We start from the raw sequence: 24494 nt of genomic DNA, 5'->3' as shown, positions 1-24494 counted from the left end.
TCTCCGTTGTGAGGTGTCAGGGCGGGCGGGAACTAGAAGTAGCCTATCTATGTGGATGATCTCTTTGGCGCAGGACGGGACAGCGGCGGCGCTATCGAGGATGACGGCGACGCCGAGGAATCGGGGGAGGGCCGCGCCCCCTCGCCGCGCAGCCCGCTCGCGGTCCGGATGCGGCCGCGGACGCTCGACGACGTGGTGGGCCAGCAGCACCTCCTCGGGCAGGGTTCCCCGCTGCGCCAGCTCGCCGCCGGCACGGACGCCACCGGCCCGGCGGGTCCCAGTTCGCTGATTCTCTGGGGACCTCCCGGCACCGGCAAAACCACACTTGCCCACGTCATCGCCAAGGGCCCCGGCCGGAAGTTCGTCGAGCTCTCCGCCATCACCGCCGGCGTCAAGGACGTCCGCCGCGTCATGGACGAAGCCCTCACCGCCCGCGACCTCTTCAAGACCACCACCGTGCTGTTCCTGGACGAGATCCACCGCTTCAACAAGGCTCAGCAGGACGCGCTGCTGCCCGGCGTCGAGAACCGCTGGGTGGTCCTGGTCGCCGCGACCACCGAAAACCCCTCCTTCTCCGTCGTTTCCCCGCTGCTCTCCCGGTCCCTGCTGTTGACGCTCAAACCGCTCACCGACGCCGACGTCGAGGGCCTGCTGCTGCGGGCCGCCGCTGACCCCCGCGGGCTGGGCGGCAAAGTGGAACTCAGCGACGAGGCGCTGGCGCACCTGGTCCGGCTCTCCGGCGGGGATGCCCGCCGGGCGCTGACGGCGCTCGAGGCGGCGGCCGGCGTCGCCTTCGGGGACGCGGACGACACTGACGCAGTCATCACCGGCACAGCCACCGGGGCGGACGGGGAAGCCCCGGTGAAGATCGAACTCAAGCACACGGAGCGTGCCCTCGACGTCGCCTCCGTGCGCTATGACCGCGCCGGTGACCAGCACTACGACGTCGCCAGCGCCTTCATCAAATCCATCCGGGGTTCCGACGTCGACGCCGCTCTGCACTATCTGGCCCGGATGCTCGAGGCGGGGGAGGACCCGAAGTTCGTGGCCCGCCGCATCGTCATCTCCGCGGCCGAGGACGTCGGAATGGCAGACCCCACGGCGCTGCAGACCGCCGTCGCAGCCGCCCAGGCTGTCCAGTTGATCGGCATGCCCGAGGGCCGCATCATCCTGGCGGAGGCCGTCGTCCACCTGGCCACGGCACCCAAATCGAACGCCGCCTACATGGGCATCAACCAGGCGATCGCCGACGTCCGCGCCGGCCTTGGCAACGGCATCCCCGCCCACCTGCGCGATGCCCATTACCCGGGATCCAAACAACTGGGCCACGGGCAGGGCTACAAATACGCCCATGACGCGCCCCATTCGGTGGCCACCCAGCAGTACCCGCCGGACGACCTCGTGGGGCGAAACTACTACGAACCGACCGCCAATGGCGCTGAACGGGACATCTCCACCCGGCTGGAGCGGCTGCGCCGGATCATCCGGGGCAAGTGACCGGCGGATCCGGAAACTGGCCCGTTGACTTCCGGTCCGCGAGGTCTAACGTCCTCGGTCCGGGCGGTCGAATTCCTGGGCGCGGCATCCTTCGGGCGGCGCGGCGGGCGGGGTGTGCATGCCCGGACCTGACGGTCCGCCGCCCCCGGCATGGTAAAGTTGTACGTTGTCTGGCAAGGCACGGACGCACAATCCACCTAATTTCAGCGTTTTTTGCTGTCAAGTTGGGTTTGCCCTGTGCCCAGTAGCAAAAGGCAGCGGTTGGCCGATGCTCTCCATCGTGGAGGCCAGTAACACTGACACACCGCAGATATTGGAAGGACACAAGTGGCTAACAACACTCGTGCTCGCCGTACCGCACGCCTTTCGCGTGCACTCGGCATTGCTCTGACCCCCAAGGCCGCCAAGTACATGGAGCGCCGTCCGTACGGCCCCGGTGAGCATGGCCGTGCCCGCAAGAAGCAGGACTCCGACTACGCCGTACGTCTGCGCGAAAAGCAGCGTCTGCGCGCCCAGTACGGCATCCGCGAGGCCCAGATGACCCGTGCCTTCGAAGAAGCACGGCGCACCAAGGGCCTGACCGGTGAAAACCTGATCGAACTGCTCGAAATGCGTCTCGACGCCCTCGTGCTGCGTGCCGGCTTCGCCCGCACCATCGCCCAGGCCCGCCAGCTGGTTGTCCACCGCCACATCCTGGTCGACGGCATCCGCGTTGACCGCCCGTCTTTCCGCGTCTCTGAGGGCCAGCTGGTCCACGTTCACAGCCGCAGCGAGTCCATGCCTCCGTTCCAGGTCGCAGCAGCCGGCGCCCACCGCGACGTCCTGCCGATGGTTCCGGCCTACCTGGACGTCAAGCTTGACGCCCTGCAGGCACGCCTGGTCCGTCGCCCCAAGCGCTCCGAGGTCCCCGTGACCTGCGAAGAGCAGCTCGTCGTGGAATTCTACGCACGCTAGATTCAACGCGACACCTTACAAAGAAGCCCGTGGCAAGCGCCGCGGGCTTCTTTGTATGTAAGGTACTTGGGGGAGTTCTGCGGTTGCCGGCTGTGTCAGCCGGAGGTGCCCGCAGGGACACGACGCAACAAGGAGATGAACGACTATGACTGGTGGCGATATTGCCGGCCTGATCGCGGCCGGGGTGTTTGCACTGCTGGTCCTGCTGCTCGCCGTGCCGATTCTGAAGCTCGGGGGAGTGTTCGACGAAGTACGGACCTCGATCCGTTCCATCAGCGACGGTGCGACCCCGCTGATGGATGAAGTCACGGCGACCGTCTCCACTACCAACGAGCAGCTGAAGAAGGTCGACGGGATCGCGAACAACGTCTCGGACGCGTCGGCCAACATCTCGGCTTTGTCCTCGCTGGTGGCCGCCACCGTGGGTTCGCCCCTGATTAAGGTCGCCTCCTTCAGCTACGGCGTCCGTTCGGCCTTCACCGCCCGTAAAAAGCCCGTCACCGGCCGCCGCAGCCGCTAATCCCAGCTGGAGAACCTGACATGAACAGAATTATCTGGATGGGAATTGGCGTCGCCATTGGCGTCATCGCCTTCCGCAAGATCACCGAGGCTCAGTCCAACCTTGGCCCCGAGGGCCTCAACCGGGCGGCGGGTCGGCTCGCCGACGGCCTTTACGATTTCGCCGACGCCGTACGCGAAGGAATGACCGAGCGCGAGACCGAACTTCGCAGCGCCCTGGGCATCGACGCCGGGCTCGAGAAGGCCATTGGCCACGGCTCTGCCGGCCGGGATGCAGTCCGGCGCTAGCCGGGAGAGAATTGATAGAGGGCGGCACCTGGATCAGGGCCGCCGGCACGGCCACCGGCCGGGACCACACCGTTCCCGCGGACCACACGCGCGAACCACGAACGCAGTGAATATTGAAGGGTATGTAATCAGCTCATGAAGTCGCAGGAGATCACTAAGCGCTGGATCGACTTTTTCGTCAGCAAGGGCCACACGGCGGTGCCGTCCGCGTCCCTGGTCTCCAGCGACCCTTCCCTGCTGTTCACAGTGGCCGGCATGGTCCCGTTCATCCCGTACCTGACCGCCCGGGAGGAAGCTCCCTACAAACGCGCCACCAGCGTGCAGAAGTGCATCCGTACCGGCGACATCGAGGAAGTCGGCAAGACGGCACGCCACGGCACCTTCTTCCAGATGTGCGGCAACTTCTCCTTCGGCGATTACTTCAAGGAAGACGCCATCAAGTTCGCCTGGGAACTGCTCACCACGAGCGTTAACGACGGCGGCTACGGACTGCCGCCCGAGCGACTCTGGGTCACCGTTTACGAAGAGGACGACGAGGCCGAGCAGCTCTGGCTCAAGAACACGGGGATGCCCGCCGAGCGGATCCAGCGGATGGGCAAGGCCGACAACTACTGGTCCACCGGACAGCCCGGCCCGGCCGGGCCCTGCTCCGAGATCTACTACGACCGCGGCCCCGCCTACGGCGTCGAGGGCGGCCCGATCGCGGACGAGAACCGTTACGTGGAAATCTGGAACCTCGTGTTCATGCAGTACCAGATCGACAACGTGCGCTCCAAGGTGGACTTCGACATCACGGGAGAACTGCCCAAGAAGAACATCGATACCGGCCTCGGCATGGAACGTCTCGCGATGATCCTCCAGGACGTCGAGAACATGTACGAGACCGACCAGGTCCGCCCGGTCATCGACCGGGCCGCGGCTCTGTCCGGCCGGGAATACACCTCCGCCGAGTCCGCCGAGGACCCGCACCACACCGACGACGTCCGGATGCGTGTCGTCGCCGACCACATCCGTTCCTCCCTCATGCTGATCGCCGACGGCGTCACCCCCTCCAACGAAGGCCGCGGCTACGTGCTCCGCCGCCTGATCCGCCGCGCCGTGCGCTCCATGCGCCTGCTCGGCGTCGAGAAGGCCTGCCTGCCAGAACTGCTGCCCGCCTCCCGCGACGCCATGAAGGGCGTCTACCCGATCGTGGAGACCGACTTCGACCGGATCAGCCGGATCGCCTACGCCGAGGAGAAGGCGTTCCTGCGCACCATTGCCTCCGGCACGGCCCGCCTCGAGGACGCCGTTAAGGAGTCCCAGGCCGCCGGCCGGCCGCTCTCCGGTGCCGACGCCTTCGCCCTGCACGACACCTACGGCTTCCCGATCGACCTCACCCTCGAAATGGCGGAAGAGGCCGGACTGAAGGTCGACGAGCCCGAGTTCCGCAAGCTCATGCTCGAACAGCGCCAGCGCGCCCAGGCCGACGCCAAGGGCAAGAAGGGCTCGCACGCGGATCTCAGCGCGTTCCAGGAGCTGCTCTCCGCCGGCGAGACCGTCTTCACCGGCTACAGCGAGCTCACGGGCGAGTCCAAGGTCCGCGGCATCCTCGCCGGCGGACGCAAGGTTTCCCAGGCCTCCACGGGCGAGGAAATCGAACTCGTCCTGGCCGAGACCCCGTTCTATGCCGAGGCCGGCGGCCAGGCCGCCGACACCGGCCTGATCACCGGCGACGGCTTCGTCGTCGAGGTCCTGGACGTCCAGCGTCCGGTCAAGGGCCTCAGCGTGCATAAGGCAATCGTCCGGGAGGGTGAAATCGGCGCCGACTCCCTCGTCCAGGCAGCCGTGGACCGGGAACGCCGGCACGCCGCCGAGCAGGCCCACACCGGCACGCACATCGTGCACGCGGCCCTGCACCAGATCCTCGGCCCGGAAGCGCTGCAGCGCGGCTCCTTCAACAAGGCCGGCTACCTGCGCTTCGACTTTGCGTGGGGTGAAGGCCTGAGCCCGGCCACGCGCTCGGAAATCGAGGAAGTCTCCAACATCGCCATCCGCAACAACTACCGGGTGGAGACCAAGGTCATGGGCCTCGCCGAGGCCAAAGCCCTCGGCGCCATGGCACTGTTCGGCGAGAACTACGGCAACGAAGTCCGCGTCGTGGAGATCGACGGCGCCTGGTCCCGTGAGCTCTGCGGCGGCACCCACGTCGAGAACACCTCGCTGATCGGCAGCCTTTCCCTGCTCGGGGAACAGTCCGTCGGATCGGGAAACCGCCGCGTCGAGGCCTTTGTCGGCATGGACGCCTTCCGGCACCTCGCCGCCGAACGCGCCCTTGTCACCGAGCTCACCGAAATGCTCAAGGTTCCGTCCGGTCTGCTCGCGGACCGGATTGCCACCACACTGACCAAGCTCAAAACTGCCGAGAAGGAACTCGAGCGCCTGCGCAAGGTCCAGCTCACGGCAGCTGCAGCCCAGCTCGTGGGCACCGCCACGGATGCCGCCGGCGTCAAGGTCATCGCGCACGACGCCGGCCAGGTCAGCGGCGCGGATGACCTCCGCGGCCTGGCACTGGACCTGCGGACCCGTCTCGGTTCCGAGCCGGCCGCCGTCGCCGTCGCCGGCGTCAGCAATGACCGCCCCATGATCCTGATCGCCACCAACGACGCTGCCCGGGCGGCCGGCGTCAAGGCAGGTGCCCTGGTGCGCCTCGCCGCCGGAATCCTCGGCGGCGGCGGCGGCGGCAAGGACGACGTTGCCCAGGGCGGCGGCACGGACGCCACCAAGGTCGGCGCCGCCCTCGCGGCCGTCGTGGACGCCATTACCCGGCGATAACGGACGACCCGTGAACGAAGCTGCTGTGGCCGGCGACTATCCCCGTGGCGTGAAGCTTGGGGTTGACGTCGGCACTGTCAGGGTCGGCGTGGCGGTCTGCGACCGCGATGGCATCCTGGCCACACCCTTGCGCACCCTGGATCGGAATGCGAAGAAGAATACCGACGTGCGGATCCTTGCAGCTCTGGCCGTGGAGCTCGGGGCCGTGGAGATATTTGTTGGTCTGCCGCGGACCATGAAGGGCGAGGAACATGCCTCGGCCCGGATGGCGACGGACTACGCAATACTACTGGCGGGTAAACTGGGGGAGTGCGGTTCCGATGTTCCGGTCCGGCTGGTGGACGAGCGCCTGAGCACAGTGTCGGCGCACCGGAACCTGCATGAAGCTGGCATGAGCAGCCGAAATCACCGTAAGGTAGTTGATCAGGTTGCAGCGGCAGGTATCCTGCAACAGGCAATTGATATGCAAAAGGCCAGGGGGACGGAAGTCGGAAGCCGCGTTTACGCGGAGTCCGCGCCGGGGCCAACCGGGGATGGCGCTCAGGCCGGTCCGGCACTAGACAAGCATTCTGCGCAACGCATTCTGCCCGAAATGGAAGGCTACAGTGAGCCCGGTCAACAGTGACGACTCCTCCGGTGAGGTTTTCGGCGGCGCCGGCCGACCGCTGACCCGTAAGGAGATCAGGGCCCAACAGAAGGTCCAGGGGACCGAGGGTCACGACGATATCCCGCCGCAGGCCTTCGAGACCGGTGAGGACGTCCCGCCTGCCGCGCCCGGCGCCGGGCAGGGTTCCGTTCCTGACGCCGATGCTGTCCTGCCGGCGCCGGTCCAGGCTGCCGGCGCGCCGGACCGGCCCGCCGCAGCCCCCACCGTGCACGAAGAAGCCGAGCACCACGAGGGTGCGCATGAAGAGCCCGTGCACTACGAGCCCGTGCATGAAGAACCAGCGCACTACGAGCCCATGCACGACGAAGCCGTTCACCAGTACGCAGGCGGTGTTGCCCGTGAGGACTCCGAGCACTACCCGGCCGACCTTCACCCCCACCACGAAGCGCGCTATGACGCTGACGCTCATGACGGCCACGCCGTCCATCCCGACGACGACGCCCGCTACGTTTACGACGACGCTGACGGACGCCCTGCCGAATACCATGAGGAAGACGGCCGGGTTGTGTTGGCCGGAGGTGCCGCCATCCGTACGTCCAAGGGCCCGTCTAAGAAGGTCCGCCGCCGGCGTCGCTTCCTTGCGCTGTTGCTGACCCTGTCGGTCTTCGTTGTGGCCGTCGCCGTCGGCGCGCAGTTCCTGAAGCCCCTGCTCGGCGGGGACACGCTGGCCGACTACCCGGGACCCGGAACCGGCGAGGTGCTCATCACCGTGCCGCCGGGCGCCGGGCCGAGGTCCGTGGCGACCGAACTCCAGGAGAAGAACGTGGTGGCGAACGCCGACACGTTCCTTCGGGATTTCCTGGCTTCCGGTGGGGCGTTGGCCCCCGGGGACTTCACCATGCGCAACGAAATGAAGAACTCCGACGCGGTGGCCGTGCTGCTGAACAAGGACCAGGACAAGGTCATGTACTTTGCGCTGAGCGCCGGACTCAGGATCGGGGAATCGCTCGGAGCCATCTCCGAGGGCACCGGTGTGCCGGTCGCCCAACTCAAGGAGCTCAGCGACTCGCCCGCCCAGTTCGGTGTGCCTGCCCAGGCCAAGAACCTCGAAGGCTTCCTCGCGCCGGGCGAGTACCGCTTCCCGCTCGGCACCCCGGCCAAGGACGTGCTGCAAAAGCTGGTGGCCACCACCCTGGACGAGCTAACCTCCCAGGGCGTCACCGATCCCGCGAGGCAGTACGACGTCGTCACAGTCGCCAGCATTGTGCAGGCCGAGGGCGGCCAGGCAGAGTATGGCGATGTGGCGGGCGCGATCTACAACCGCCTCAAGCCGGACAACATCGAGACGAACGGGCTGATCCAGTCCGATGCCACGGTGACGTACGGGCTCGGCATCAAGAGCTTCCACATCGACGAGGCCCAGAAGGCCGACAAGTCCAACCCTTACAACACCTACGCCAACCAGGGCCTGCCGGTCGGGCCGATTGGCTCGCCGGGCAAGACGGCGATTGACGCGGCGGCCAAGCCCAAGACGAACGAATACCTCTACTGGGTGACGATCAACCTGGACACCAAGGAAACCCTGTTCTCCAAGACGCTGGCGGAGCACAACGTCTACGTGGCCAAGTACAACGCCTGGTGTGAGGACAACCCCGGACGCTGCGTATGACGCTCCGGGCCGCCGTGCTCGGGCATCCGATCAGCCACTCGAAGTCCCCGGCGTTGCACCAGGCCGCCTACGCCTACCTCGGCGTTGAAATCGACTATTCGGCCATTGATGTGACCGAGGACGCGCTGCCGGCCTTCATGGCGCGTGTCCGGGAGGACCTACGGCAGGGGGAGGGCTGGCGCGGGCTCTCGGTGACCATGCCGCTGAAGTCCGGCATGGTCCGCGAAGTGGATGAGGTGCGCGGCGTTGCCCGCGACCTCGGGGTCATCAACACGGTCGCCTTCGAGCGGCCGGCTCCGGGAGGCACCGCCGGCGCCGCCCGGCTGGTCGGCTACAACACCGACGTCGCCGGAATCGTTAACGCCCTCCGCCACGCGGGTGCCGCTACCGCGCCCACCGCCGCCGTGCTGGGCGGCGGCGGCACCTCGGCCGCTGCGATCGCGGCGCTGAAGGAACTGGGCGCGCCGGACGCCAGGATCTTTGTCCGCGATGTCACCCGCGCCGCCGAGGCTCAGGCCGCCGCCGCCGCCGTCGGCCTCCCGCTCCAGGTCCTGCCGCTGGCCGGAGCGGCTGCCGCCGTGGCCGCGGCCGACGTCGTCATCTCCACCCTGCCGCCCCGGGCCGCGGACCCGCTCGCCGGGGAGCTCGCGACGCTGTTCGCGCAGGGCGCGGGCGGGCCGTCCCGGGACACCGCAGGGCACCGGCCCGGCGTGCTGCTGGACGTCGCCTACGACCCCTGGCCCAGCCGGATCGCCGCCGCCTGGCAGGAGGCCGGCGGAACCGTGATCCCCGGACTCGAGATGCTCATCTACCAGGCCGTGGAGCAGGTCCGACACTTCACCGGCCTCGGTGAGGCCGTGCCGGCTGAAGTCATAGATGTGATGTGTGACGCAGTCGGGGCGCCCCGACGGGTGTTCTAACCGCCTTACATGGCAGGATGGATTTTATGTTGCGTTGGTTGACTGCCGGTGAATCCCATGGCCCGGCACTGGTCGGAATTATCGAAGGCGTGCCCGCCGGTGTGGAACTCACCAGCGCCCAGATCGCAGATTCGCTGGCCCGCCGCCGGCTCGGCTATGGCCGCGGCGCGCGGATGAAATTTGAGCAGGACGTGGTCACCATTCTCGGCGGCGTCCGCCACGGCATCACCCAGGGTGGCCCGGTCGCCATCCAGGTCGGCAACACCGAATGGCCCAAGTGGGAGCAGATCATGTCTGCCGATCCCGTGGCCCCGGAAGTCCTCGCTGACCAGGCCCGCAATGCCCCGCTGACCCGTCCCCGGCCCGGCCACGCGGACTTCACCGGGATGCAGAAATACGGCTTCGACGAGGCCCGTCCCGTGCTGGAGCGCGCCAGCGCCCGCGAAACGGCCACCCGCGTGGCCCTCGGCACCGTCGCCTCCGCGTTCCTCAAGCAGCTCGGTATCGAGCTGGTTTCCCACACGGTGTCGATCGCCAGCACCGCGGTCCCGGAAGGCCGGCCGCTGCCGGTCCCGGACAACGTCCTGGCCCTCGACGCCGACCCGCTGCGCTGCTTCGACCGCGAAACCTCTGACGCCATGGTCGCCGAGGTCGACATCGCGCACAAGGAAGGCGAAACCCTCGGCGGCGTCGTCGAGGTCCTCGCCTACGGACTCCCGCCGGGACTGGGTAGCTACGTCCACTGGGACCGCCGCCTCGATTCGCGGCTGGCGGCTGCCCTGATGGGCATCCAGGCCATCAAGGGCGTCGAGGTGGGCGATGGCTTCCTCACCGCATCGCGCCGCGGCTCGGCCGCCCACGACGAGATCGTCAAGGATGCCGACGGCAGGATCATCCGCACGTCCAACCGTGCCGGCGGCATTGAAGGCGGCATGAGCATCGGCGACGTGCTCCGGGTCCGCGCCGCTATGAAGCCCATTGCCACCGTCCCGCGCGCCCTCAAAACCGTCGACGTCAGCACCGGAGAGGCCGCCAAGGCCCACCACCAGCGCTCCGACGTCTGCGCGGTCCCCGCGGCCGGTGTCGTCGCCGAAGCCATGGTGGCGCTCGTCCTCGCCGAGGCGGTCACAGAGAAGTTCGGCGGGGATTCCGTGCAGGAAACCGCCCGCAACATCAAGGGTTACCTGGACAATATTCCGGCGTCCCTGGACTCGATCGGCCACTAGTGCCGGCCGAAACACGGGCCGTGCCGGCCCGGACTGCTCCCCTGCCCATCGCGTTGATTGGGCCCATGGCGGTCGGAAAATCAGCGATCGGCCACCAGCTCGCCCAGCAGCTGGGGGTTCCGTTCGTGGACACCGACGTCGTGGTTGTGGCCAATCATGGATCCATCGCGGAGATCTTCGCCAGCCGCGGGGAGCACGCCTTCCGTGAGCTTGAAGCCCGGGCTGTCGCCAGGGCCATCGAGGACGCGCGGGACACCAGTACGGTCATCTCTCTGGGCGGCGGCGCCGTCCTGGACTCCGGCACCCAGCAATTGCTGGGACGCTGCACCGTGGTCTACCTCGAGTGCGATGCGGACACAGTGGCGGAACGCATCAGTAGGAATTCCGGCCGGCCGTTGCTGGCCGGAGATGCCATGGAACGATGGAAGACGCTGTTCGCCACCCGGCGGCCGGTCTACGAGCGGCTGGCCGACCTGGTCATCGACGTGCGGAACGGATCCGTTCCGGACATCGCACGCCGGCTTGAAGATGCGCTGCGTGGGTACGCAGCCGCGGGCACCGCGGCCGTACCCACGCCAGCGGCGACAAAGGAAGTTGAAAAGTGATCACCGAATCAACCGTCATCAAGGTCACCGGGCAGACGCCCGGGGAGAACTACGACGTCGTTGTGGGCCGCGGCCTGCTGGCCGGCCTGCCCGGGCTGTTGGGGGAGCGGGTCAAGCGTGTCCTGGTCATCCACCCGCGGGCGCTGCGCCTCACCGGCGACACCGTCAGGGAAGAACTCGCCTCGGCAGGATTCACGGCGCTGACCGCCGAGATCCCCGACGCGGAAGAAGGCAAGCACATCGAGGTCGCCTCCTTCTGCTGGCAGGTGCTGGGCCAGAACGACTTCACCCGTTCCGATGCTGTCGTCGCCGTCGGCGGCGGAGCCGTGACCGACCTGGCCGGGTTCGTGGCCGCCACCTGGCTGCGCGGCGTCAAGGTCATCCATATGCCCACCAGCCTGCTCGGCATGGTGGACGCCTCCGTTGGCGGCAAAACCGGCATCAACACCGCCGAAGGCAAGAACCTTGTCGGGGCATTCCACCCCCCCGCCGGTGTCCTCGCGGACCTCGACACCCTGGACACCCTGCCCAAGAACGAGATGATCTCCGGCATGGCCGAGGTCATCAAATGCGGCTTCATCGCCGACCCGGCCATCCTCGATCTGATCGAAAAAGATCCGGCCGCCGTCTCCGATCCCCGCTCCGACGCTGTCCGGGAACTCATCGAACGCGCCATCACGGTGAAGGCCAGGGTCGTTTCCGAAGACCTCAAAGAGACCGGCCAGCGCGAAATCCTCAACTATGGCCACACCCTGGGCCACGCAATCGAACTGGCCGAACGCTACTCCTGGCGCCACGGCGCCGCCGTCTCTGTCGGCATGATGTTCGCCGCCGAGCTGGCCCGCAGCGTCGGGCGCCTCAGTGACGCCGACGCCGACCGGCACCGCAGCATCCTGGAAAGCCTGGGGCTGCCCATCACCTACCGGCGCGACCGCTGGCAGGCCCTGCTGGACGGCATGCGGCGGGACAAAAAGTCCCGCGGCGACCTGTTGCGCTTCGTGGTGCTCGACGGCGTGGCCCGCCCCGGCATCCTTGACGTCCCGGACACCTCCCTGCTGTTCGCCGCGTACCAGGAGATCGCCTCCTGATGGCATTCCTCCCCGGCGGCACCAGCGATTGGCCGGATGCAGGGTTTCCCGGGATCAAGATCAATCCGGACACCCTGGTCCCGCAGATCGTCAACGAGGACGCGGTCGCCGAAGCGCTGGCGGCCTCGACCGACCCCGGTGACCGGATCTTCGTGCTCCTCGTCGAGGGGCATCCCGCGGAGGCCGCCGAACTGCTCGCCGAGGCCCGGTATAGCGACCCCTCCTCGCTTCGCCTGCGCATCTTCGAAGCGGACGTCCTGCGGGTCTCCAACCGGCTGGACCGGGCGGTGGAACTGTTTCGCCAGCTCCTGGCGGAGACCCATGGCACGCCGGACGAGGCGGTCATCCGCCAGCACCTCGGACGGTCCTACTTTGCCAGCGGCAACATTGCCGCCGCCGTCGAATCCTTCACCAAGGCGCTGGACCTGCGCGTTGCAGGGTCAGCCGACGCCGCCCTGATCTACGCGTCCACCGTGGCGGTCCGGCGTGCCCGGGACGTGCTGGAACACACTTCCTGACGTGCGGCCACCGGGACCTCCACGGAGGTCCCGCAGGAGCGCGTCCGGCAGCGGGCCCATAAAACCGGTAGAATGGATCTTGGATTTTTGATAAATACGCGCTGGCGGGCCATTCGGCATGCTTGCCTGGCATAACCGGCTGGCAGCTAGAAGCAGCCAAAAACGAAACCAGAGGAAACAGTGGCAACCACTAACGACATCAAGAACGGAACCGTCCTGAAGCTTGAGGGCCAGCTCTGGAACATCATTGAGTTCCAGCACGTCAAGCCCGGCAAGGGTGGTGCGTTCGTACGCACCAAGATGCGTAACGTGATGTCCGGCAAGGTCGTCGACAAGACCTTCAACGCCGGACTCAAGATCGAGACCGCCACGGTTGACCGCCGCGACTACCAGTACCTGTACCAGGACGGTGCCGACTTCGTGTTCATGGACACCTCCGACTTCGACCAGCTCACGGTTCCCGGCGCCACGGTCGGTGACGCCACCAACTTCATGTTGGAGAACCAGATGGTGAACATCGCCATCCACGAGGGCAACCCGCTCTACATCGAGCTGCCCCCGAGCGTCGTGCTCGAGATCACCTACACGGAGCCGGGCCTGCAGGGCGACCGCTCCTCGGCCGGCACCAAGCCCGCCACCCTCGAAACCGGCTACGAGATCCAGGTGCCGCTGTTCGTCGAGAACAACACCAAGGTCAAGGTCGACACCCGCGATGGCAGCTACCTCGGCCGGGTCAACGACTAGTGAGTGCACGCGGTAAGGCCCGTAACCGGGCCCTGGATGTGCTCTTCGAGGCGGAACAGCGTTCCGTTTCGGCGTTCGATGTACTGAAATCCCGCCGGGAACAGACGGACCAGATCGTCAACCCGTACACCCTCGAAATCGTTGAGGGCGTTGTCTCCCACCAGAGCGCGATCGACGAGTTCCTGGAGACCTATTCGCAGGGCTGGACCCTGGAGCGGATGCCCTCGGTGGACCGCATCATCCTGCGGATCGGCACCTGGGAGCTGCTCTACAACGACGACGTTCCCGACGGCGTTGCCGTCAGCGAGGCCGTGGCTCTGGCCAAGACCCTCTCCACGGATGAGTCGCCCTCATTCATCAACGGCCTGCTCGGCCGGCTGCAGCAGCTGAAGCCTTCGCTGCTCGCCTGACCCGACCACGCTCCTCACAGAACCCCGCCCGGGTCACCCCGGGCGGGGTTCTTGCTGTCCCCGGCAGGTCTTTCCCAGCGCTTCAGGGCCGGATATCGTGGCCGGGTGGACACTGAAGCCCTGCTCGAGGCGACGCTCCGGGCCCGGCTGGGATCCAGGAATCCGAGGTTCGCCGCGGCCGCCATCGCCGGCGGAAAGACAACCCTGGCGTTCAGCCAAGTCGCCCAGGACGCCGATTTCGAAATTGGCTCAATCTCCAAGGGGATCACCGGCCTGCTCTTCGCGGACGCCTGCCGGCGGGGCGAAATATCCCCGGCCACCCCGCTCGGGGAGCTGCTCCCGCTGGGAAAGTGCGAGGCGGCCCGCGCCAGCCTCGGCGCCCTGAGCCGGCATGCCTCGGGGCTGCCGCGCCTCCCGCCGGGAATGCCCGGATCTGCGTCCCTTCTGCGGCGAACGGCGGCACTCTTGATGCACGGGCGGAACCCGTACGGGGAGACCGTGGCGGAATTGCTGGAACAGGCACGTGCGGTCCGGCTGAAGGCGCCACGGCCGCGGTATTCCAGTTTCGGGTTCGAGCTCCTTGGCCACGCGATCGCGGCCGGCGCCGGGATGAGCTACCGGGAACTTGTCACGGAACGGCTCTGCAGGCCGCTGGCCCTCGGCTCGGTGTACATGCCCGCAGCCCCCGGCGAGCTCGGACCGGCAGCCCTGATCGGCACCAACCGCCGGGGCCGTCCCCGGCAACCTTGGACCGGCGAGGCCCTGGCCCCGGCCGGTGGCATCCGGTCGCCCATCCAGGACCTCGCCAGGCTGGCCGGGGCGCTGCTGGACGGCTCCGCCCCGGGCCGGTCGGCCCTCGACCCGGTGGCGGACTTCGCCGGACCGGCAGCCCGCATCGGCGCCGCCTGGCTGACCGTCGACGCCAGGGGCCGCCGGGTCACCTGGCATAACGGTGGCACGGGCGGGTTCAGCAGTTGGATCGGGCTGGACCCTGAGGCAAATGCTGCAGTTGTCCTGCTCTCGGCGACGGCTGCACCTGTCGACCGCCAGGGATTCGAGCTGCTGCGTGAACTGGCAGTACGCTGGCACGCGCCTAGTGAATGACGGCAGCCCGGAGGGCGGCGATTTCGGCGAGCTGGTGCCGCTCATCAAGTTGGTGCGCCGGCACGTCCCGGCCGCTGAGGATCCGCTGCCGGGTGAAGGCGAGTTGGGTGGCGGCATGCAGGAGCGCCTTCATCTGCGGACTCCGGCCGATGGACTTGGCCCAGCGCAGGGCGGAACGCCGCCCGCTTGAGGTGGCCAGCATGTCCACCTCGGCCCCGGTGAACCAGCCCGCCGCCGCGTACTCCTTGAGCCGCTGGCGGGTGAGCCGTCGCTCCGCAACCCGCAGCAGCACGATGACCAGGACTGCCAGCAGGAATATCGGCACCTGCACAAACACATACTGCGCCAAAAAGTTCTGGCCCATGCTGTTCCAGCCGCTGTGCAGCAGCATCGCGGGAATGAGGCCGACGGCGAACGCGAGCACGGACAGCCCGTTGTGCCAGCGGCGTGCGGCGAAGCCCATAATGAGCCCGGTGGTGCCCGTGAAAATGGCGTGGGCGAACGGTGACATAACCCCGCGGAGGAAGAACACCACCGCGAGGTCCGTGCCGGGGTCGCTGGATTCGGCGATCGCGCGGCCGAAGTACAGAATGTTCTCGGTGAACGCGAAGCCGGCCGCGATCGTAAACGCGAATACCACCCCGTCCACCGGGCCGTCGAAGTGTTTCCGGGCGAAGAGCAACAGCAACAGCAGCCCCAGGGACTTGGCGAATTCCTCCACCACGGGCGCCTGGACCGTCACCGCGAACGTTGTGTAGTCCAGGCCCGTGGCCGGCCCCGCCACCAGCGAGAAATAGGGCTGGATCAGCATCGTTACCGCAATCGAGACCACGGCTCCCCAGACAAAGGCAAACACCAGCAACGGCCTGGGTTCCGGCTCCCAGCGGTCGATGAAACGCACCGTCAGCAGCACGGTCCCCAGCGGAATCAGCGAGGCGATAAAGCCGATGACAAATCCGGAAATCCCAGTGCTGCCCAGCAGGAACGGCAGGACCAGGAACAGGCTGATGAACGCCAGGAACCCGCCGGCCATCACGAGCCCCACCACGCCGGGGGAGCGGCGGCCACCCCGGACCGGCGGCAGGGCGGGCGGGAGGACCGGCTGGACCCGGCCGCGGTTGTTGGCCGGTGGCTGCCGGTAGTACTCCGGCTGGACATGGCCCAGCCACGTCGGATTGGCCTGCTGGGGAAGCGGCCGCTGGCCGCCGGGGGAGTAGCCGGGGTGGTCAGGGCCCGGCCGCGGATCACTCATCGTCATGGACTTGAGCCTATGTCCGTGTGAGCTTAAACGCATGCCGGCGGCGCCGGGGCGCCAACCCCGCTATGGTAATTTGGGAACGCAAATAATCCTTTTTTAATTCCGTCCCGTGAGGCGGGGAAAGGGGAGACGAGCGTTGACTTCTGTTCCAGAAGCACCGGTTCCGGCCAAGGTTGTACTCACCCGAGTGGTACTCAACCAGGCGGATATCGACCGTGCACTCACTCGTATCGCCCATGAGATCCTTGAGTCCAACAAGGGCTCCCAGGACCTGGTCCTGCTTGGCATCCCGCGCAGGGGCTACCCCCTCGCCGTCCGGCTTGCCGCCAAAATTGCCGCCGCCGATCCCACTGTGGACCCCGCCGCGATCGTGGGACAGCTGGACGTGACCATGTTCCGCGACGATCTCTCGCACCAGGGCATGCGCCCGCCGTATCCCACCCAGCTTCCCCGCACCGGCATCGACAACAAGGTTGTGGTGCTCATTGACGACGTCCTGTATTCCGGCCGGACCATCCGGGCCGCGCTCGACGCGATCATCGACCTCGGCCGCCCGCGCATCGTCCGCCTCGCGGTGCTGATTGACCGCGGCCACCGCGAACTGCCCATCCGCGCGGACCACGTCGGCAAGAACCTCCCCACCTCCTCCTCCGAGAAAGTCCGGGTCCGGCTCGCCGAAACCGACACAGTCGACGGCGCTCCCGTCAACGAAGTGGTCATCGAGGCCACCGCGTGAAGCACCTGCTCTCCACCGAAGACCTCAGCCGGGCCAACGCCATCCGCATCCTCGACACCGCCGAGGAAATGGCAGCCGTGGGGGAGCGCGAGGTCAAGAAGCTCCCCACCCTGCGCGGCCGCACCGTCGTCAACCTCTTCTTCGAGGACTCCACCCGCACCCGGATCTCCTTCGAGGCCGCCGCCAAACGGCTCTCCGCCGACGTCATCAACTTCGCCGCGAAGGGCTCCTCCGTCTCCAAGGGCGAATCCCTCAAGGACACGGCCCAGACGCTCTCCGCGATGGGGGCCGACGCCGTCGTCATCCGGCACTGGGCCTCCGGCGCCCCGCACCGGCTGGCCGCCACGGACTGGATCGACGCCGCCGTCATCAACGCCGGGGACGGAACCCACGAACACCCCACCCAGGCCCTGCTGGACGCCTTCACGATGCGCCGGCACTGGTCCAAGCTGGCCGGTACCCCGTCCGCAGGCGCGGACCTCACGGGCATGCGGGTCGCAATCGCCGGCGACGTGCTCCACTCCCGGGTGGCGCGCTCCAACGTCTGGCTGCTGCGCACCCTCGGCGCCGAGGTCACCCTGGTCGCCCCGCCGACGCTGCTGCCGATCGGCGTCGAAAAGTGGCCGTGCAGCGTCAGCTACGACCTCGACGAGACCCTCGCCCGGGGCACCGACGCGATGATGATGCTGCGCGTGCAGGGCGAACGGATGAACGCCTCGTTCTTCCCGACCACCCGCGAATACTCGCGCCGCTGGGGCTTCGACGACAACCGGCTCCGCGCCCTGGACCGGCTGGGCCTCAAGGACACCATCATCATGCACCCCGGTCCGATGAACCGCGGCCTGGAAATCTCCTCCGCCGCGGCCGACTCGCCCCGCTCCACGGTGCTGGCCCAGGTCCGCAACGGTGTGTCCATCCGCATGGCAGCCCTTTACCTGTTGCTCTCCGGGGACAGCCGCGAACCGGCGCACCACACAAACTCCACCCTTTCCACCCCCGCAGAGAACACCTCAGCCCACGTCACCAAGGAGAGCCACTAATGGCATCACAGCAACAGGATGCAGGCACCGGCGCCTACCTTATCCGCGGCGCCGCCATCCTCGGCGGAGCCCCTGAAGACCTCCTGATCCGCGGAGGGGTCATCGCCGAACGCGGCCAGAACCTGTCGGCCGACGGTGCGACCGTCATCGAGGCCGCCGGGCTGGTCGCCCTGCCCGGCATGGTGGACATCCACACCCATCTGCGCGAACCCGGCCGCGAAGACGCCGAAACGGTCGAGACCGGCACCCGCGCCGCTGCCCTTGGCGGCTACACGGCCGTGCACGCGATGGCGAACAGCACCCCGGTGGCCGACACCGCCGGCGTCGTCGAGCAGGTCCTCACCCTGGGCCGCACCGCCGGCTGGGTGGACGTCCGCCCGGTGGGCGCAGTCACCGTCGGCCTCGCGGGGGAGCAGCTTGCCGAACTCGGCGCGATGGCCGACTCCCGCGCCCGCGTCCGGGTCTTCTCCGACGACGGGATCTGCGTCCACGATCCCGTGCTGATGCGCCGCGCGCTGGAATACGTCAAGGCGTTCGACGGCGTCGTCGCCCAGCACGCGCAGGAACCCCGGTTGACCGCCGGCGCGCAGATGAACGAGGGCGAGGTCTCCGCCGTCCTGGGCCTCACCGGCTGGCCCGCCGTCGCCGAGGAAAGCATCATCGCCCGCGACGTGCTGCTGGCCCAGCACGTGGGCTCCCGGCTGCACGTCTGCCATGTGTCCACGGCCGGATCCGTGGAGATCATCCGCTGGGCCAAGTCCCGCGGCGTCAACGTCACGGCCGAGGTCACCCCGCACCACCTCTGGCTCACGGACGAGCTCGCCCGCAGCTACGACCCGGTCTACAAGGTCAACCCGCCGCTGCGCACCGACGCCGATGTCCAGGCCCTGCGCGCCGCACTGGCCGACGGCACGATCGACGTCGTGGGCACCGACCACGCCCCGCACCCGAGCGAGCACAAAGAGTGCGAGTGGGCGCAGGCCGCCATGGGCATGACCGGGCTGGAGACCGCGCTGTCCGTGGTGCAGCACACCATGATCGAAACCGGGCTGATGGGCTGGGCGGACTTCGCCCGGGTCACCTCCACCGCGCCCGCCGCGATCGGCCGGCTGGAGGACCAGGGCCGCCCGCTCGACGCCGGCGAGCCCGCCAACGTCACACTCGTGGACCCGGCTGCACGCTGGACCGTGGACCCTTCTAAGATGGCAACCATGGGCCGTAACTCTCCGTTTGCCGGCCGGGAACTGCCCGGCAAAGTGGTGGCGACGTTCTTCAAGGGCCACCCCACCGTCCTCGACGGCAAACTCAACACCCCGTACCGCTACCCGGAAGAGTTGCCCGGCACCGCAGCGGCAGGCAGCAACTGATGGTCAAGGAACTCTCACTGCTCCTCACGCTGGTCCTGATCGGCGTCGCGCTGGCGCTGATCTGGCTCGGCTGGCGGAACCGGCTGCGACGCCAGGCCGACGTCGACCCGCTGCCGGAGATCCCGGCTCACCTGGGCGCGGCGCTGGCCGTCGCCGACGGCCAGTACGTGGCCTCCACCACCGCCGGCGACTGGCTGGACCGCATCGCCGTGCACAATCTGGGCATCCGCACGAACGCCGAACTCAGCGTCCACCCGGAGGGAGTGCTGTTCGACCGCTCCGGCGCCGGCCCCGTCTTCATCCCCGCCCCCAGCCTCACCGGGGTGCGGCAGGAAAGCGGCATGGCCGGAAAGTTCGTCGAAAAGGACGGATTGCTGGTGATCAGCTGGATGCTCGGCAGCCAGGAACTGGATTCCGGTTTCCGCACCCGGCACGCCGACGACAAAACCCCCCTCCTCAACGCCCTGCAAGATTTGATCCCCGCGGCCCCTCAGGCCAATGCCGATAGTGGAAAGTAACGACGTGACGGACCCCAACGCAATGTCAGAAGAAACAGTGTCAGCAACAGCAATGTCAGAGAAACCAGCGTCATCAAACGCGGCAGCATCCACCCCGGCAGCCCTTGTGCTCGAGGACGGCCGGATCTTCCGCGGGACCAGCTACGGGGCCACCGGAACAGCCCTCGGCGAGGCCGTGTTCGCGACCGGCATGACCGGCTACCAGGAGACCATCACGGACCCCTCCTACGCCCGCCAGCTGGTGGTCCAGACCGCCCCGCACATCGGCAACACCGGTGTGAACAAGGACGACGCCGAGTCCCGGCGGATCTGGGTGGCCGGCTACATCGTCCGTGACGCCGCCCGCCGGCCCTCCAACTGGCGCTCCGAACGCTCGCTGGACGATGAGCTGGTCGACCAGGGGATCGTCGGGATCCAGGGTGTGGATACCCGCGCCATCACCCGCCACCTGCGCGAACACAAGACCATGCGCGCCGGGATCTTCTCCGGGGACGCCGTCCGCGCCTCGGACAAGGAACTCGTGGACGCCGTCCTGGCGAGTGCCCCGATGGAAGGCGCACGCCTGGCCGAGGAAGTCAGCGTGGACGAGGCCTACATCGTGGAGCCCAAGGACTGGGGCTGGGACGGCGAGCCGCGCTTCAGCATTGCCGCGATCGACCTCGGCATCAAGCGGATGACCCCGATCCGGTTCGCCGAGCGCGGCGTCCGGGTCCACGTGCTGCCGGCCACCGCCACCCTGGCCGATGTCCAGGCGGTCAACCCCGACGGCTTCTTTATGTCCAACGGCCCGGGCGATCCCGCCACCGCCGACAACCAGGTCAAGCTGCTCCGCTCGGTCCTGGACGAAAAGATCCCGTACTTCGGCATCTGCTTCGGCAACCAGATCCTGGGCCGCGCCCTGGGCTTCGGCACCTACAAACTGCGCTACGGCCACCGCGGCATCAACCAGCCCGTCATGGACCGCCGCACCGGCAAGGTCGAGATCACCTCGCAGAACCACGGCTTCGCCGTCGACGCCCCGCTGGACGGCGCCACGCAGGCCCCCGAGGAACGCTTCGGCCGCGTCGAGGTCAGCCACGTGAGCCTCAACGACGACGTCGTCGAGGGCTTGTCGTGCCTGGACATCCCGGCCTTCTCGGTCCAGTACCACCCCGAGGCCGCCTCCGGACCGCACGACGCCGCGTACCTCTTCGACCGCTTCATCGAGCTGATGGCGGACACTGCTTCTTCAAAGACAAAGACTGCCACCGATTCCAAGACTGAGGACAAGAAGTAATGCCCAAGAGAACTGACCTTAAGAGCGTCCTGGTCATCGGTTCCGGTCCGATCGTGATCGGCCAGGCCGCCGAATTCGACTACTCCGGGACCCAGGCACTGCGCGTCCTCAAGGAGGAAGGCCTCCGCGTCATCCTCGTCAACTCCAACCCGGCCACCATCATGACCGACCCGGAGTTCGCCGACGCCACCTACATCGAACCGATCACCCCCGAGGTGGTCGAGAAGATCATCGCCAAGGAACGCCCGGACGCGCTCCTGCCTACCCTGGGCGGCCAGACCGCACTCAACACCGCCATCGCGTTGGACAAGAACGGTGTGCTGGAGAAGTACAACGTCGAACTGATCGGCGCCAACATCGCCGCGATCGAGCTGGGCGAGGACCGCGAAAAGTTCAAGGGCGTCGTGGAACGCTGCGGCGCGGAATCCGCCCGCAGCCACATCATCCACACCATCGGCGAGGCCCTTGCCGCCGCTGAGGACCTCGGCTACCCGATGGTGGTCCGGCCCTCCTTCACCATGGGCGGCCTGGGCTCCGGCCTCGCCTACGACGAGAACGACCTCCGCCGGATCGTCGGCCAGGGGCTGCAGTACAGCCCCACGTCCGAGGTGCTGCTCGAGGAGAGCATCCTGGGCTGGAAGGAATACGAGCTCGAGATGATGCGCGACAAGAACGACAACGTCGTGGTCGTATGCTCCATCGAGAACTTCGACCCGGTCGGCGTGCACACCGGCGACTCGATCACCGTTGCCCCGGCCCTGACCCTGACGGACCGTGAGTACCAGCGCCTGCGCGACATCTCCATCGCCGTCATCCGCGAAGTCGGCGTCGACACTGGCGGCTGCAACATCCAGTTCGCCGTCGAGCCCGACACCGGCCGCGTCGTCGTGATCGAGATGAACCCCCGCGTCTCCCGCTCCTCCGCGCTGGCTTCCAAGGCCACCGGCTTCGCGATCGCCAAGATCGCCACCAAGCTCTCCCTCGGCTACACCCTCGACGAGATCCCGAACGACATCACCCAGAAGACCCCGGCGTCCTTCGAGCCGACCCTGGACTACGTCGTCGTGAAGGTCCCGCGCTTCGCCTTCGAGAAGTTCCCGGCGGCGGACCCCACCCTCACCACCACCATGAAGTCGGTGGGCGAGGCCATGGCCATGGGCCGGAACTTCACCGAGGCGCTGCAGAAGGCGCTGCGCTCCCTCGAACAGAAGGGCTCCCAGCTGGACTTCAGCCACGTCCCGGAATGGGAAGTCGCGGAGCTGATCGCGAAGTCCAAGCGGCCCACGACGGACCGCCTGCACCAGGTCCAGCGTGCCCTGCTCGGCGGCGCCACGGTGGAGCAGCTTTTCGAAGCCACGAAGATTGACCCCTGGTACCTGGACCAGCTCCAGCTGCTGAACGAGATCTCCGTCGAGATCCGCAAGGCCGCCGCCCTGACCCCGGAGATGCTGACCCGCGCCAAGCGCCACGGTTTCTCCGACGAGCAGATCGGCGCCCTGACGCACAACTCCGAGGACGTCGTCCGCGGCGTCCGGCAGGCCCTCGGCATCCGCCCGGTCTACAAGACCGTGGACACCTGCGCCGCCGAGTTCGCCGCGTACACGCCGTACCACTACTCCTCCTACGACGAGGAGGACGAGGTGGCGCTGCACTCCAAGCCGTCCATCATCATCCTCGGGTCCGGCCCGAACCGGATCGGCCAGGGCATCGAGTTCGACTACTCCTGCGTGCACGCCTCGATGGCGCTGCGCAAGGCCGGCTACGAGACCGTGATGGTCAACTGCAACCCGGAGACCGTCTCGACCGACTACGACATCTCCACCCGGCTGTACTTTGAGCCGCTCACCCTGGAAGACGTGCTGGAGGTCATCGCGGCCGAGGAACGCACCGGCGGCGTGATGGGCGTGTTCGTCCAGCTCGGCGGCCAGACCCCGCTCAAGCTGGCGCAGCAGCTCGCCGATGCCGGCGTGCCGATCCTCGGCACCTCCCCGGAGGCCATCGACCTCGCGGAGCACCGCGGCGCTTTCTCCCGGGTACTCGACAAGGCCGGTCTCATCTCGCCGAAGAACGGCACCGCGGTGTCGTTCGAGGACGCCAAGAAGATCGCCGACGAGATCGGCTACCCGGTCTTGGTACGGCCGTCCTACGTGCTCGGCGGCCGCGGCATGGAGATCGTCTACGACGAGCCCAACCTCTCGCGCTACATCGCCAACGCCACCGAGATCACCACCGAGCACCCGGTGCTGATCGACCGGTTCCTCGAGGACGCCGTCGAAATCGACGTCGACGCCCTCTACGACGGCACCGAGATGTACCTCGGCGGCATCATGGAGCACATCGAGGAAGCCGGCATCCACTCCGGCGACTCGGCCTGCGTGCTGCCGCCCATTACTCTGGGCAACAACGTCCTGGAGCGGGTCCGCGCCGCGACGCTGGCGATCGCCGAGGGCGTGGGAGTCCGCGGCCTGATCAACATCCAGTTCGCCCTGGCCTCCGACGTGCTCTACGTCCTGGAAGCCAACCCGCGGGCGTCCCGCACGGTTCCGTTCGTCTCCAAGGCGACCGGCGTGCAGATGGCGAAGGCGGCTGCCCTGATCGGGACCGGCGTCACCATCAACCAGCTCCGCACGGCGTACAAGATGCTGCCGGAAACCGGCGACGGCTCCACGCTGCCGCTGGACGCCCCCGTTTCGGTCAAGGAGGCCGTGCTGCCGTTCAGCCGCTTCCGCACCCCGGAGGGCAAGGTCGTGGATTCGCTGCTCGGGCCGGAAATGCGGTCCACCGGCGAGGTTATGGGCATCGACAAGCACTTCGACACCGCCTTCGCCAAGAGCCAGGCCGCCGCCAACAACGCGCTGCCCACCGAGGGCAAGATCTTCGTTTCCGTGGCCAACCGGGACAAGCGCTCGGTCATCATGGGCGTGAAGCGGCTCTCCGATCTCGGCTTCGAGATCGTCTCCACCGGCGGCACCGCCGATGTGCTGCGCCGCAACGGCATCCAGGCCACCCCGGTCCGGAAGGTCGCCGAGGGCTCCAGCGCCGAAGGCGAGGGCACCATCGCCGACCTCATCATCGCCGGGGAGATCGACATGGTCTTCAACACCCCCTCGGGCGGCGAGGCACGCAGCGACGGCTACGAACTGCGCGCCGCAGCGACGTCGATCGGCATCCCGTGCATCACGACGGTGGCTGAGTTCAACGCCGCCGTCCAGGCCATCGAGGCGCTGCGCACCTACGAATGGTCGGTCACGAGCCTGCAGGAGCACGCCGCCGCGCTGTTCGCCTCGCACGAACGGGTCGCGCAGGAACGGGTCGCGCAGAATGCCGGCTGACGGC

General features: G+C 67.6%; 22 protein-coding genes. 21 read left to right on the top strand and 1 reads right to left on the bottom strand.

Annotated elements, in window-relative coordinates:
* The first annotated feature begins 51 nt into the window (after positions 1 to 51).
* The 15 genes from AC50YC_RS04895 to AC50YC_RS04825 all read left to right on the top strand — a co-directional run bounded on the left by AC50YC_RS04895 (position 52) and on the right by AC50YC_RS04825 (position 14963).
* Entirely contained in the window at positions 52 to 1497 is a 1446-nt protein-coding gene (locus tag AC50YC_RS04895; RefSeq protein WP_494952455.1) for a replication-associated recombination protein A, read from the top strand.
* 327 nt (positions 1498 to 1824) lie between these two features.
* Complete coding sequence (rpsD, locus tag AC50YC_RS04890; RefSeq protein WP_024364981.1) at positions 1825 to 2451, top strand: 30S ribosomal protein S4; 627 nt, start codon at positions 1825 to 1827, stop codon at positions 2449 to 2451.
* Positions 2452 to 2596: 145 nt separating this feature from the next.
* Positions 2597 to 2971, top strand: a complete 375-nt coding sequence (locus tag AC50YC_RS04885; protein ID WP_494952454.1) for a DUF948 domain-containing protein — start codon at positions 2597 to 2599, stop codon at positions 2969 to 2971.
* A gap of 20 nt (positions 2972 to 2991) precedes the next feature.
* A complete protein-coding gene (locus AC50YC_RS04880) occupies positions 2992 to 3258 on the top strand; it encodes a DUF6167 family protein (protein WP_494952453.1) in 267 nt (88 codons plus the stop codon).
* Between the two features lie 135 nt (positions 3259 to 3393).
* Positions 3394 to 6072 carry an alanine--tRNA ligase gene (alaS, locus tag AC50YC_RS04875; RefSeq protein ID WP_494952452.1) on the top strand — a complete coding sequence of 893 codons (2679 nt, stop codon included), beginning with the start codon at positions 3394 to 3396 and terminating at the stop codon, positions 6070 to 6072.
* Between the two features lie 10 nt (positions 6073 to 6082).
* Positions 6083 to 6697: a Holliday junction resolvase RuvX gene (gene ruvX, locus AC50YC_RS04870; RefSeq protein ID WP_494952451.1), complete on the top strand. Its 615-nt coding sequence runs from the start codon at positions 6083 to 6085 to the stop codon at positions 6695 to 6697.
* Positions 6678 to 8348, top strand: a complete 1671-nt coding sequence (gene mltG / locus AC50YC_RS04865; RefSeq protein ID WP_494952450.1) for an endolytic transglycosylase MltG — start codon at positions 6678 to 6680, stop codon at positions 8346 to 8348. The genes ruvX and mltG overlap by 20 nt, the downstream gene beginning before the upstream one ends.
* Positions 8345 to 9268: a shikimate dehydrogenase family protein gene (locus AC50YC_RS04860; protein ID WP_494952449.1), complete on the top strand. Its 924-nt coding sequence runs from the start codon at positions 8345 to 8347 to the stop codon at positions 9266 to 9268. The genes mltG and AC50YC_RS04860 overlap by 4 nt, the downstream gene beginning before the upstream one ends.
* 26 nt (positions 9269 to 9294) lie before the next feature.
* Positions 9295 to 10494, top strand: coding sequence for a chorismate synthase (aroC, locus tag AC50YC_RS04855; RefSeq protein ID WP_494952448.1), 1200 nt, complete (start codon positions 9295 to 9297; stop codon positions 10492 to 10494).
* A gap of 20 nt (positions 10495 to 10514) precedes the next feature.
* Complete coding sequence (locus AC50YC_RS04850) at positions 10515 to 11099, top strand: shikimate kinase (RefSeq protein ID WP_494952447.1); 585 nt, start codon at positions 10515 to 10517, stop codon at positions 11097 to 11099.
* Positions 11096 to 12187: a 3-dehydroquinate synthase gene (gene aroB, locus AC50YC_RS04845; protein ID WP_494952446.1), complete on the top strand. Its 1092-nt coding sequence runs from the start codon at positions 11096 to 11098 to the stop codon at positions 12185 to 12187. The genes AC50YC_RS04850 and aroB overlap by 4 nt, the downstream gene beginning before the upstream one ends.
* Positions 12187 to 12705: a tetratricopeptide repeat protein gene (locus AC50YC_RS04840; RefSeq protein ID WP_494952445.1), complete on the top strand. Its 519-nt coding sequence runs from the start codon at positions 12187 to 12189 to the stop codon at positions 12703 to 12705. Before aroB ends, AC50YC_RS04840 begins: the two co-directional genes overlap by 1 nt.
* A 180-nt stretch (positions 12706 to 12885) precedes the next feature.
* Entirely contained in the window at positions 12886 to 13449 is a 564-nt protein-coding gene (efp, locus tag AC50YC_RS04835; protein ID WP_024368580.1) for an elongation factor P, read from the top strand.
* Complete coding sequence (gene nusB / locus AC50YC_RS04830; protein WP_069951903.1) at positions 13449 to 13859, top strand: transcription antitermination factor NusB; 411 nt, start codon at positions 13449 to 13451, stop codon at positions 13857 to 13859. The genes efp and nusB overlap by 1 nt, the downstream gene beginning before the upstream one ends.
* A 105-nt stretch (positions 13860 to 13964) precedes the next feature.
* Entirely contained in the window at positions 13965 to 14963 is a 999-nt protein-coding gene (locus AC50YC_RS04825) for a serine hydrolase domain-containing protein (RefSeq protein ID WP_494952444.1), read from the top strand.
* On the opposite strand, the gene AC50YC_RS04820 is transcribed toward AC50YC_RS04825, so the two are convergent.
* Positions 14953 to 16221 carry a PrsW family intramembrane metalloprotease gene (locus AC50YC_RS04820; RefSeq protein WP_494952443.1) on the bottom strand — a complete coding sequence of 423 codons (1269 nt, stop codon included), beginning with the start codon at positions 16219 to 16221 and terminating at the stop codon, positions 14953 to 14955. The genes AC50YC_RS04825 and AC50YC_RS04820 overlap by 11 nt on opposite strands.
* Positions 16222 to 16357: 136 nt before the next feature.
* On the opposite strand from AC50YC_RS04820, the gene pyrR reads away from it, so the two are divergent.
* Genes pyrR through carB form a run of 6 tightly spaced genes read left to right on the top strand, consistent with a single transcriptional unit; the run spans position 16358 to position 24490 of the window.
* Positions 16358 to 16957, top strand: coding sequence for a bifunctional pyr operon transcriptional regulator/uracil phosphoribosyltransferase PyrR (gene pyrR, locus AC50YC_RS04815; RefSeq protein ID WP_494952442.1), 600 nt, complete (start codon positions 16358 to 16360; stop codon positions 16955 to 16957).
* The gene (locus AC50YC_RS04810; RefSeq protein WP_494952441.1) at positions 16954 to 17997 is read left to right on the top strand and encodes an aspartate carbamoyltransferase catalytic subunit; all 1044 of its coding nucleotides are present in this window, start codon (positions 16954 to 16956) and stop codon (positions 17995 to 17997) included. Before pyrR ends, AC50YC_RS04810 begins: the two co-directional genes overlap by 4 nt.
* On the top strand, positions 17997 to 19364 hold the full coding sequence (locus AC50YC_RS04805) for a dihydroorotase (RefSeq protein WP_494952440.1): 1368 nt from the start codon (positions 17997 to 17999) through the stop codon (positions 19362 to 19364). The genes AC50YC_RS04810 and AC50YC_RS04805 overlap by 1 nt, the downstream gene beginning before the upstream one ends.
* Positions 19364 to 19882, top strand: coding sequence for a PH-like domain-containing protein (locus AC50YC_RS04800; protein ID WP_494952439.1), 519 nt, complete (start codon positions 19364 to 19366; stop codon positions 19880 to 19882). The genes AC50YC_RS04805 and AC50YC_RS04800 overlap by 1 nt, the downstream gene beginning before the upstream one ends.
* Positions 19863 to 21158 carry a glutamine-hydrolyzing carbamoyl-phosphate synthase small subunit gene (carA, locus tag AC50YC_RS04795; RefSeq protein ID WP_494952438.1) on the top strand — a complete coding sequence of 432 codons (1296 nt, stop codon included), beginning with the start codon at positions 19863 to 19865 and terminating at the stop codon, positions 21156 to 21158. Before AC50YC_RS04800 ends, carA begins: the two co-directional genes overlap by 20 nt.
* Positions 21158 to 24490: a carbamoyl-phosphate synthase large subunit gene (gene carB, locus AC50YC_RS04790; protein WP_494952437.1), complete on the top strand. Its 3333-nt coding sequence runs from the start codon at positions 21158 to 21160 to the stop codon at positions 24488 to 24490. The genes carA and carB overlap by 1 nt, the downstream gene beginning before the upstream one ends.
* Positions 24491 to 24494 lie beyond the last annotated feature (4 nt).

Source organism: Pseudarthrobacter sp. MDT1-56 (genome assembly GCF_059383555.1).
The sequence above is the reverse complement of the archived record's forward strand: the minus strand, read 5'-3'. Positions and strand labels throughout refer to the sequence as shown.

Bases quoted from the DNA above. Each gene is read 5' to 3' on its own strand.
- AC50YC_RS04800 (WP_494952439.1), top strand. From the start codon at position 19,364: ATGGTCAAGGAACTCTCACTGCTCCTCACGCTGGTCCTGATCGGCGTC.
- AC50YC_RS04880 (WP_494952453.1), top strand. From the start codon at position 2,992: ATGAACAGAATTATCTGGATGGGAATTGGCGTCGCCATTGGCGTCATC.
- carB (WP_494952437.1), top strand. From the start codon at position 21,158: ATGCCCAAGAGAACTGACCTTAAGAGCGTCCTGGTCATCGGTTCCGGT.
- AC50YC_RS04820 (WP_494952443.1), bottom strand. From the start codon at position 16,221: ATGACGATGAGTGATCCGCGGCCGGGCCCTGACCACCCCGGCTACTCC.
- AC50YC_RS04885 (WP_494952454.1), top strand. From the start codon at position 2,597: ATGACTGGTGGCGATATTGCCGGCCTGATCGCGGCCGGGGTGTTTGCA.
- carA (WP_494952438.1), top strand. From the start codon at position 19,863: ATGCCGATAGTGGAAAGTAACGACGTGACGGACCCCAACGCAATGTCA.
- alaS (WP_494952452.1), top strand. From the start codon at position 3,394: ATGAAGTCGCAGGAGATCACTAAGCGCTGGATCGACTTTTTCGTCAGC.
- AC50YC_RS04805 (WP_494952440.1), top strand. From the start codon at position 17,997: ATGGCATCACAGCAACAGGATGCAGGCACCGGCGCCTACCTTATCCGC.
- AC50YC_RS04860 (WP_494952449.1), top strand. From the start codon at position 8,345: ATGACGCTCCGGGCCGCCGTGCTCGGGCATCCGATCAGCCACTCGAAG.
- AC50YC_RS04840 (WP_494952445.1), top strand. From the start codon at position 12,187: ATGGCATTCCTCCCCGGCGGCACCAGCGATTGGCCGGATGCAGGGTTT.
- aroC (WP_494952448.1), top strand. From the start codon at position 9,295: ATGTTGCGTTGGTTGACTGCCGGTGAATCCCATGGCCCGGCACTGGTC.